The 9,547-nt window shown below is 72.1% G+C and carries 10 protein-coding genes; 9 read left to right on the forward strand and 1 reads right to left on the reverse strand.

All coding sequences use genetic code 11. The annotated features are described in order from the left end of the window. From TA90_RS00905 to arcC, 9 genes are all read left to right on the forward strand, one after another. Nucleotides 1-370 (forward strand): DUF4232 domain-containing protein (locus TA90_RS00905; protein WP_043534149.1); only part of this gene is annotated, 370 nt, incomplete at its 5' end. 67 nt (nucleotides 371-437) lie between these two features. Next, the gene (locus TA90_RS00910) at nucleotides 438-1,310 is read left to right on the forward strand and encodes an ABC transporter ATP-binding protein (RefSeq protein ID WP_082031186.1); all 873 of its coding nucleotides are present in this window, start codon (nucleotides 438-440) and stop codon (nucleotides 1,308-1,310) included. Then, nucleotides 1,307-2,062 carry an ABC transporter permease gene (locus TA90_RS00915; RefSeq protein WP_043534150.1) on the forward strand — a complete coding sequence of 252 codons (756 nt, stop codon included), beginning with the start codon at nucleotides 1,307-1,309 and terminating at the stop codon, nucleotides 2,060-2,062. The genes TA90_RS00910 and TA90_RS00915 overlap by 4 nt, the downstream gene beginning before the upstream one ends. Further along, on the forward strand, nucleotides 2,059-2,646 hold the full coding sequence (locus TA90_RS00920) for a TetR/AcrR family transcriptional regulator (protein WP_043534151.1): 588 nt from the start codon (nucleotides 2,059-2,061) through the stop codon (nucleotides 2,644-2,646). Before TA90_RS00915 ends, TA90_RS00920 begins: the two co-directional genes overlap by 4 nt. A gap of 98 nt (nucleotides 2,647-2,744) precedes the next feature. Further along, nucleotides 2,745-3,794 carry a PhoH family protein gene (locus TA90_RS00925; RefSeq protein ID WP_043534152.1) on the forward strand — a complete coding sequence of 350 codons (1,050 nt, stop codon included), beginning with the start codon at nucleotides 2,745-2,747 and terminating at the stop codon, nucleotides 3,792-3,794. Beyond that, nucleotides 3,791-4,240: an rRNA maturation RNase YbeY gene (gene ybeY / locus TA90_RS00930; protein ID WP_043534153.1), complete on the forward strand. Its 450-nt coding sequence runs from the start codon at nucleotides 3,791-3,793 to the stop codon at nucleotides 4,238-4,240. Before TA90_RS00925 ends, ybeY begins: the two co-directional genes overlap by 4 nt. Next, a complete protein-coding gene (locus TA90_RS00935) occupies nucleotides 4,237-5,628 on the forward strand; it encodes a hemolysin family protein (RefSeq protein ID WP_074015210.1) in 1,392 nt (463 codons plus the stop codon). The genes ybeY and TA90_RS00935 overlap by 4 nt, the downstream gene beginning before the upstream one ends. A 2-nt stretch (nucleotides 5,629-5,630) precedes the next feature. Beyond that, nucleotides 5,631-6,833 carry a GTPase Era gene (era, locus tag TA90_RS00940; protein ID WP_043534154.1) on the forward strand — a complete coding sequence of 401 codons (1,203 nt, stop codon included), beginning with the start codon at nucleotides 5,631-5,633 and terminating at the stop codon, nucleotides 6,831-6,833. Nucleotides 6,834-7,079: 246 nt separating this feature from the next. Further along, entirely contained in the window at nucleotides 7,080-8,018 is a 939-nt protein-coding gene (gene arcC, locus TA90_RS00945; protein WP_043534155.1) for a carbamate kinase, read from the forward strand. Between the two features lie 44 nt (nucleotides 8,019-8,062). On the opposite strand, the gene TA90_RS00950 is transcribed toward arcC, so the two are convergent. Further along, nucleotides 8,063-9,547: ATP-binding cassette domain-containing protein (locus tag TA90_RS00950; RefSeq protein ID WP_043534158.1), on the reverse strand; the 1,485-nt coding region annotated here is incomplete at its 5' end.

Below are 9,547 nucleotides of genomic sequence, written 5' to 3' on the forward strand. Positions count from 1 at the left end.
CTCGACCTACCCCGACCTGGTGCTGACGAACACCGGTTCCACGGCGTGCACGTTGCGGGGGTTCCCCGGCGTGTCGCTCGTGGGCGACGACAACGGGACCCAACTGGGTGCGCCCGCGACCCGCGACGAGGGCGCCGCGGTGGTGACCGTGACCCTCGCCCCCGGTGGGTCCGCGCACTCGGCACTGAGGATCACCGAGGCCGGCAACTATGACGCCGCCCAGTGCTCACCGAAGGCCGCGGACGGGCTGCGCGTCTACCCGCCCGACCAGGAGGAGGCCCTCTTCGTGAGGACGTCGGACTTCACGGCCTGCACGTCCACCGACATCGAGCTCATCTCCGTCCAGGCGCTCCAACCCGGCACGGACTGACCACCCTGGCCGCAGGCGGTCGGGGAGGGGCTTGTGCCACGACGCCCGGACCGCCTAGTGTCATCACATGATGAAATCATCACGTGATGACATGGACGTCACGCCCCCCGGGAACGCGGCCGTCGTGGTCGACCACCTCGACGTCTCCAGGGGACGCACCCCCGTCCTCCACGACCTCACACTCGAGGTCCCCCGGGGCGCGGTCCTCGGCCTGCTGGGGCCCTCGGGCGGCGGCAAGACCACCCTGATGCGCACCATCGTCGGTGTCCAGCGACCCGCCTCGGGGCGTGTCACCGTCCTGGGCCTGCCCGCCGGGGACCGCCGCCTGCGCGGGCACATCGGCTACGTCACGCAGCAGGTCTCCGCCTACACCGACCTGTCCGTGCACGACAACGTCGCCTACTTCGGCGCCCTCCAGGGGGCCGGGGCCGACGCCGTGGAGGAGGCGATCGCGGCGGTGGACCTCGGTGATCTCTCGCGTCGCCCCGTCGCCACGCTCTCCGGTGGGCAGGCGAGTCGCGCCTCCCTGGCCTGCGCCCTCGTGGGCGACCCTGAACTGCTCGTGCTCGACGAGCCCACCGTCGGCCTCGACCCCGTCACCCGGGAGGGCCTCTGGGAGCGCTTCCGTGAGCTCGCCGCCTCCGGCCGGACGCTCGTCGTGTCCAGCCACGTGATGGACGAGGCGACGCGTTGCGACCTCCTGGCGCTCATGCGCGGGGGCAGGTTGCTCGGTGTGTGGACCCCCGGGAAACTCCTGCGCCGCACGGGGGCCGACACCCCCGACCAGGCATTCCTCGCCCTCGTGCGCGAAGGGGCCACGGGCACGGACGGGACGCCCGACGGGCGACGGGACGGCGGCGCCGGGCACGCAGTCGGCGCACCTGGACCGGCCCCTGCCCCGGACGACACCGCGACCCCCGAGGAGGGCAGTGGACGATGAACCCCCGCACCTACTCCGCCACCACCGTGCGCGTGCTGCGCCAGCTGGCGGCCGACCGACGCACCGTCGCCCTGATCCTCGGGGTGCCGACGGGTCTCCTCGTCCTCCTGTACTTCGTCTACCTCGACGTGCCGACCCCGCCTTCGGGGGTCGACCTGTTCCCCCGGATCGCGCTGACCCTGCTGGGGATCCTGCCCATGCTCGTCATGTTCCTCGTGACCTCGGTGGCCATGCAGCGCGAACGGGCCTCGGGCACCCTGGAGCGGCTGTGGACCACGCCCATCCACCGTGCCGACCTCCTGGCCGGGTACGCGAGCGCCTTCGCGCTGGCGGCCCTCGTCCAGGGCGTGCTCCTGGGGGCGGTCGCCTACTGGTTCCTGGGGGTCGAGACCGAGGGCGCACCGGCCTGGGTCCTCCTCATCGCCGCCCTCGACGCCGTGGTCGGGGTGGCCCTGGGCCTGATGACGAGCGCGTTCGCCAGGACCGAGTTCCAGGCCGTGCAGTTCATGCCCGTCATCGTCGGACCCCAGATCTTCCTGTGCGGGCTCCTCGTGTCGCGCGACCAGCTCCCCGACGTCCTGCGGTGGGTGTCCGACGTCCTGCCCATGAGCTACGCGGTGGACGCGCTGGGCCTGGTCCGGGACGAGGCGGGGGTGGGCGGTGCGCTGTTGGGGGACCTCGCGGTGCTGGCCGCCTTCGGACTCGGTGCGTTGGTCCTGGCGGCACTCACCATGCCCAGGAGCACACGGTGAGTGCCGAGCGGACCCGGGGTCGCATCCTCGCCTCCGCGCGCGGGGCCTTCGCCCGCGGAGGCTACGAGGCGACCTCCGTGCGCTCCATCGCGGCGGAGGCCGGGGTCGACCAGGCACTCGTCCACCGCTACTTCGGGACCAAGCAGCAGCTGTTCCTGGCCGCCCTGGAGCTCCCGGCCGAACCGGGGGAGGTCCTCGCACCGGTCCTTGCGGCGCCCCGCGACCGGCTGGGCGAGGTGTTCATCCGCACCCTCCTCACACTGTGGGACTCCGACGCCGAGCCCGTCGTGCTCTCCGTCGTGCGCACCCTCACCTCCTCGCCCGAGGGCGCCTCGCTGGTGCGGGGCTTCCTCCAGGACCTGGCGCTGGCCCACCTGCGCCCGCTGGTGGACGACCCCCCCGGCTCCGCGCCGACGCGACTGTCCCTCGTGGCCAGCCAGACCATCGGGGTGCTCATGGCCCGCAAGGTGCTGCGCATGGAACCCCTGGCCTCCATGCCGGTGGAGGAGGTGGTCGCCCTCGTCGCCCCGACGCTCCAGCGCTACATGACCGCGGAGCTCCCCACCCGCGAACCGTGGGTCTGACCCCTGCGGCGTCCCGGAGCGGTGCAGCGAGGTCCGGCTAGACTTGGGCCAGCAGTGCACCGGAGACGGACGACCAGAGGAGTGTGTGGGCACATCGCATGAGTGACCCGACCGCAGTCGGCGCCGAGCCGACCACCCGAAGCATCACGATCCCCGCTGACGTCGAGCCCCTCAGCCTGCTGGGCGCCTCGGACCAGGTGCTCCGTGCCATCGAACGCGGCTTCCCCTCCGTCCGCCTGATCGTCATGGGACGCGAGATCACCCTGACGGGCGCGGAGGTCGACGTCGACCTCGCCGCACAGTTGATCCTCGAACTCATCGACTTGGCCCGATCGGGCACACTCCTGGACGTGGCCTCGGTCGAGCACGCCATCTCCCTGCTGACCAGCGCCGCCCTCGCCGAGCGCGCCGGCAGTGAGATCCTCTCCGTGAGGGGACGCTCGGTGCGCCCGAAGTCGCCCGGCCAGAAGGAGTACGTCGAGGCGATCGAGCGGTCCACCGTCGTCTTCGGCATCGGGCCGGCTGGCACGGGCAAGACCTACCTCGCCATGGCGGAGGCCGTCTCCCGGCTCCTGTCGGGACAGGTGCGCCGCATCGTGCTGACGCGTCCGGCGGTCGAGGCCGGTGAGAACCTCGGGTTCCTGCCGGGCACCCTCACCGACAAGATCGACCCGTACCTGCGTCCCCTCTACGACGCCCTCAAGGACATGCTCGACACCGACGCCCTGCCCAAACTCATGGCCGCCGGCACCATCGAGGTCGCGCCGCTGGCCTACATGCGCGGGCGCACCCTCAACGACTCCTTCATCATCCTCGACGAGGCCCAGAACACGACCGTCTCCCAGATGAAGATGTTCCTCACCCGCCTCGGATTCAACTCCCAGGTCGTCGTCACCGGTGACGTGTCCCAGATCGACCTCGCCGGCGAGCAGCGCTCGGGCCTGCAGGTGGTCCAGGAGATCCTCACCGACATCGACGGCGTGGAGTTCTGCCACCTCACCAGTGCCGACGTCGTGCGCCACCACCTCGTCGGGGAGATCATCGACGCGTACTCGCGGTGGGACGAGCGCCGGGCCCGCACCGAGCGCGCCGGTCGCACCCGACGTGAACCACGCACCACCCGGCACACAGGAGGAGGACACCGGTGACCGAGGTCATCAACGAGACCGACCGGGAGATCGACGGATCGGAGTTCGTGGCGCTCGCGGACTACGTGCTCGACCAGATGCACGTCTCCGCCAGCGTCGAGCTGAACATCCTCTTCATCGACCCCGAGCCCATGGCCGACCTCCACGTGCGCTGGCTGGACCTCGAGGGGCCCACCGACGTGATGAGCTTCCCCATGGACGAACTGCGTCCCGGGACCCCCGACCGTCCCACCACCGAGGGCACGCTCGGCGACATCTGCATCTGTCCCCAGGTCGCGGAGCAGCAGGCGACGGAGGCGGGCCACTCCTCCGTGGAGGAGATGCTCATGCTCGCCACGCACGGGATGCTCCACCTGCTGGGGTACGACCACGCGGAGCCCGATGAGCGCGAGGAGATGTTCGGCCTGCAGCGCAAGCTCCTCCTCACCTTCCTGGCCACCCGATGACCGGGGACCCCTTCGGCACCGTCCCCGTCGCCGCCCTCGTCGTCATCGCCCTGGTCGCGGTGGTCCTGGCCGGTGCCGTCGCGGCGGTGGAGTCCTCCCTGGCGAGGCTCTCGCACGCCGCGGTGGAGGACCTGGTGGAGGAGGACCGCCACCACTCCCGCGAGCTCCTGGCGCTGGTCGACCAGCGTGCCCGGGCCAACCTTTCGCTGCGCGGCACCCGCACGCTCCTCCAGGTGGTGGTCGCGGTGTCGACCACCCTCGCGTTGGTGCACCCGGACCTGCCGTGGTGGGCGATCGCGCTCATCGCCGTCGCAGTGGTCGGGATCGCGCAGTTCCTCGCCGTCTCCGTGGTGGCGCTGCGGCTCTCGACGCGTGACCCCGAGGGCATCGCCCTGTGGGGTGCGCGCATGGCGACCCGGCTGGTGCGCGCCTCGCACCTGTCGGACCCCCTGATCCGGCTCGTGCGGAGCCGACTGCCCCAGCCCACCCAGACCGAGGCCGAGGCCCGTCAGGAGATGGCCGACGACCTGCGCGAGATGGTCGACCAGGTGGGGGAGACCGAGGGTTTCGAGGACGAGGACCGTGAGATGCTGCGGTCCGTCTTCGAACTCGGTCACACCATGGTGCGTGAGGTGATGGTGCCGCGCACGGACATGGTCACCGTCGACGCGGACCTCACCGCGCGCAAGGCGCTGAGGCTCTTCGTGCGGTCCGGGTTCTCCCGGATCCCCGTCATCGGCGACGACGTGGACGACGTGCGCGGGATCCTCTTCTTCAAGGACGTGGTCCAACGTCTGGAGACACGGGGCACCGAGCCCGAGCTCTCCGCCGAGCAGATGATGCGTCCCGCGGAGTTCACCGTGGAGACGAAGCCCGCGGACGACCTCCTGCGCCAGATGCAGGAGGAGCACTTCCACATGGCGCTGGTCGTCGACGAGTACGGGGGCATCTCCGGGCTCGTCACCCTCGAGGACGTCATCGAGGAGCTGGTGGGGGAGCTCACCGACGAGCACGACCGCAACGTGGTCGAGCCGGAGGAGGTCTCCCCCGGGGTGTGGCGCGTCCCCTCGCGGTTCCCCCTGGGTGAGCTCGGTGAGCTCCTCGGCCTGGAGGTGGACGACGAGGACGTCGACTCCGTGGGCGGGCTGCTCGGCAAGGCCATCGGGCGCGTCCCCCTGCCCGGAGCGCAGGGAGACCTGCTCGGGGTCCACATGGAGGCCGAGGGCGCGCGCGGTCGCCGCCGCCAGGTGGGCACGGTGCTCTGCTCACGCAGCCCCGAGCCCGGTGCGTCGGGGCCCGGCGGGTCCGGCGGCGACAAGGACACGGCCGGCAGCACTGCGGGGGACCGGCACCCCACCACGAGCGACCACGCCCCCGGGCAGGAGTGACCATGCGATTCCCCAGCGATGACGAACTGATGGCAGGACCCAATGCCTTCGACGGCGGGACGGTCGAGGTGGAGGCACCGGAGGAGGGGACTCCCGCGGACGCGCATGAGGGCGCCCCCACGCCCGCTGCCGGGAACGCGCAGGGGGCGTCGCCCTCGTCCGGTGGGACCGGCGGGGAGGACCCGGACCTGGAGGACGCCGATCCCGAGCAGCTGGCCCACGTCGAGGAGGACCTGGCGGGTCTGCGCACCCTGCGCGAGGAGGCCAACGCCGGGGTGGGGCTCGTCATGCCCGACTACCCCGAGGACTTCCGCGCGGGCTTCGTCACCGTGGTCGGGCGCCCCAATGTCGGCAAGTCCACGCTGACCAACGCGCTGGTCGGTCAGAAGGTCGCCATCACCTCCATGCGTCCGGAGACGACACGGCACAACGTGCGCGGGATCGTGCAGCGTCCCGATGCCCAGATCGTCATCGTCGACACCCCCGGCTACCACCGGCCCCGCACCCTGCTGGGCAAGCGGCTCAACGAGATGGTGCGCGAGGCCCTGGCCCAGGTTGACTGCGTCGTGTTCTGCCTGCCCGCCGACCAGCGCATCGGGCCCGGAGACCAGTTCATCGCCCGGGAGCTGCGCGAGGTGCGCGCCCCCAAGGTCGCCGTGGCCACGAAGACGGACCTGGTGAGCCGGGAGCGCCTCGTCCGCCACCTCCTCGACATCGACAAGCTGGGGGAGTGGGCGGCGATCGTGCCGGTCTCGGCCCTGGAGGGCACCCAGGTGGACGACCTCACCGAGGTGCTCGTGGGTCTCATGCCGCTCTCGCCGCCGCTCTACCCCGAGGGTGACGTCACCGACGAGTCCCGCGACACCCTCATCGCGGAGTACATCCGTGAGGCCGCGCTGGAAGGCGTGCGAGACGAGCTGCCCCACTCCCTGGCCGTCCAGGTCGAGGAGATCGTGGAGCGTGAGCCCCGTCCCGGCCAGAAGGGCAAGCCGCTGCTGGACGTGCACGTCAACATCTACGTCGAGCGCAACTCCCAGAAGGCCATCATCATCGGGAAGCGCGGGTCGCGCCTCAAGGAGATCGGCACGCGGTCACGGGCGGAGATCGAGCGCCTCCTGGGGCGCCGGGTCTTCCTGGACCTGCACGTGAGGACGGCCAAGGACTGGCAGTCCGACCCCAAGATGCTCGGCCGCCTCGGCTTCTGACCCCCTCACCCCCCGCTGAGGTCCGCTCACTTTCAGGGTCGAGGTCCGCTCTGTTCTGGGCGTGAGGTCCGCCCACTTCGGATGCTGAGGTCCGCCCGCTTCGGGGGCTCAGATCCGCCAAGGTGTCGAATGGCCCGCCGGGACGGACTTCGAGGCGAGAACTGAGCGGACCTCACGCCCAGAACAGAGCGGACTTCGGCATCAGAACGGGACGGACCTCACCGTGGGGGTGGATAGGCTGACGGGATGTCCCGCATCGTCGTGGCTCTGGGCGGCAACGCCCTGGGCACCACTCCCGCCTCCCAACTCGAGCACATCCGTGCCGTCGCCCCCGCGATCATCTCCATGATCACCGCCGAGGACGAGATCATCCTCACCCACGGCAACGGCCCGCAGGTGGGGGCCGTCTCCCGGGCGCTCGGACTGGCCTCGCGCGTCGACGAGGGCGTCCCCGGGATGCCACTCCCCGAGGCCACCGCCATGAGCCAGGGCTACATCGGCTACCACCTCCAGCAGCAGCTCCAGGCGGAGGTCACACGACTGGGCAAGCCCTGGCACGTCGCCACCGTCGTGACCCAGGTGCTCGTCGACCCCGACGACCCTGCCTTCGCCGACCCGACCAAGCCCATCGGTGCCTTCCTGTCACGGAGCGAGGCCGAGGCCCTCGCCGCCGCCCACCCGGGCATGGTGGTGCGAGAGGACGCGGGGCGGGGTTGGCGCCGCGCGGTGGCCTCTCCCCGTCCCCGATCCATCGTGGAGTGGGAGTCGATCCTCAACCTCCTCGACTCCGACTTCATCGTCGTGGCCTGTGGCGGGGGCGGGATCCCCGTGGTCCGCGGGGCCGACGGCCGCCTGCGGGGCGTGGAGGCGGTGGTCGACAAGGACTACTGCGCGGGCCTCCTGGCCGAGGCCGTCGGCGCGGACACCCTCCTCGTCCTCACTGCCGTCGACGCCGTGCACCTCGGCTGGGGGACTCCACGTGACCGCGAGGTGGCGGACCTGCCCGTCTCCCTCGCGCTCGAGATGGTCGCGGCGGGGGAGTTCGCGGAGGGGTCCATGCTGCCCAAGGTGCGGGCCGCGGTGGACTTCGTCCGCGGGGGTCCGGGCCGCAGGGCCCTCATCTGCTCCGCTGCCCGGGCGACCGAGGCCCTGGCGGGACGCGCCGGAACGCTCATCCACGCCTGAGGGCGCGCCGTCGGCACGTGCGCTCCCGCCCCCGGCGGCCCGCGTCAGATTGACGAGGGCGGCGCTGCCTCCAGGTGCAGCACCCGACCCGACCAGTGCCTGCGCAGCCACCGGTCGTGACTGGCGACCAGCACGATCCCGGGATAGGAGGGCAGCAGCGCCTCGATGGCGGTGACGAGGTCCAGGGAGAGGTGGTTCGTCGGCTCGTCCAGGGCGAGCACCTCGGGTGGGTCGGCGAGGACCTCCGCCAGCTCCAACCGGCGCAGCTGACCCGTGGAGAGGACCCCGACGGGACGGGCGAGGTCACGCGGGTGCAGCAGGCCGAACGCGCCGAGCGGCACCTCCTCGGCGCGTTCCCCGCCGACGGCGGTGCGGTAGGCGTCCTCCGTCGTGGAGTCGGGGTCGGGTGGGGTCGGGTCCTGGGCGAGCAGGCGCACACGACCGCGCACGTCGAGGGTCCCGGAGGTCGCGGGGAGACCGCCCGACAGGACCGACAGCAGCGTGGACTTCCCCGAGCCGTTGGCGCCCTCGACGAGGACCTGCTCACCGCCGCCGACGTCCAGCGTGACGGGGGCCAGTCGTCCCTCCACGGCGATCCCACGTGCATGGATCCCCGCCCGGGAGGCATCGGGGGAGCCCCCGACGTCGAGTCCTCGGAACACCATCTCGCGCGGGGGGCGCCGGACCTGGGCCCCCTCGAGGACCTCCAGGCGGCGTTCGGCGTCCCCCACGCGGCGCCTGACGACACGCGCGTTGCGGTCCGCGTAGAACTTCTTCGCGGCCCCGCCCTCCGTGCGGGGGGCACGTCCGGAGTGGCCGACCTCCTGGTCGGAACGCGTCCGGGCCCGCAGGCGCCTGAGCTCGTCCTGTTCGGTGGCGAAGCGCTGCTCCCAGGCCTCACGCTCGTCGAGGCGGGCCAGGACGTGGTCCGAGTAGCGGCCCCTGGTGCGGGTCAGACCGCGGACGGGGCCGCCCTCGTCCGCGCCGGGTGTCGCGGGGCCGGCCAGGGCGGTGGGGACCGGGTCGAGGTCGAGGATCTCGGTGGCGACGTTGTCGAGGAAGGCCCGGTCGTGGCTCGCGGCGACCACCGGCCCGCGCCAGGACAGGAGCGTGCGCCGCAGGAAGTCGGCGGCCTCGTCGTCGAGGTGGTTGGTCGGCTCGTCGAGGAGGAGGACGTCGGGCCGCGAGAGCAGGAGGAGGGCCAGCATGAGACGCGCCCGCTGTCCCCCGGAGAGGGCCCTGACCTCACGGTGTGGGTCGACCGAGGCCAGTCCGAGCCCTGCCAGGGTCTCGTCCCGGCGTGCCTCCAGGGACCACACGTCGGCGTCCTCCGCCGCGCGCAGCACCGCATCGAAGGCCTCCGCGCGGGTGGGGTCGTCGGGACGGGCGGCGAGGGCGTCGCCCGCCTCGGTCACGAGGTCACGGAGGCGGCGCAGTCCGTCCTGGGCGTGGTCGGCGACCTCGACCAGTGGGAGGGCGGGGTCCATCGGGAAGTCCTGCCACAGCAGGCCGACGCGGGCGCCGCCGGG

It is taken from the genome of Actinomyces polynesiensis (genome assembly GCF_000820725.1).
Taxonomy (GTDB): Bacteria; Actinomycetota; Actinomycetes; order Actinomycetales; family Actinomycetaceae; genus Pauljensenia; species Pauljensenia polynesiensis.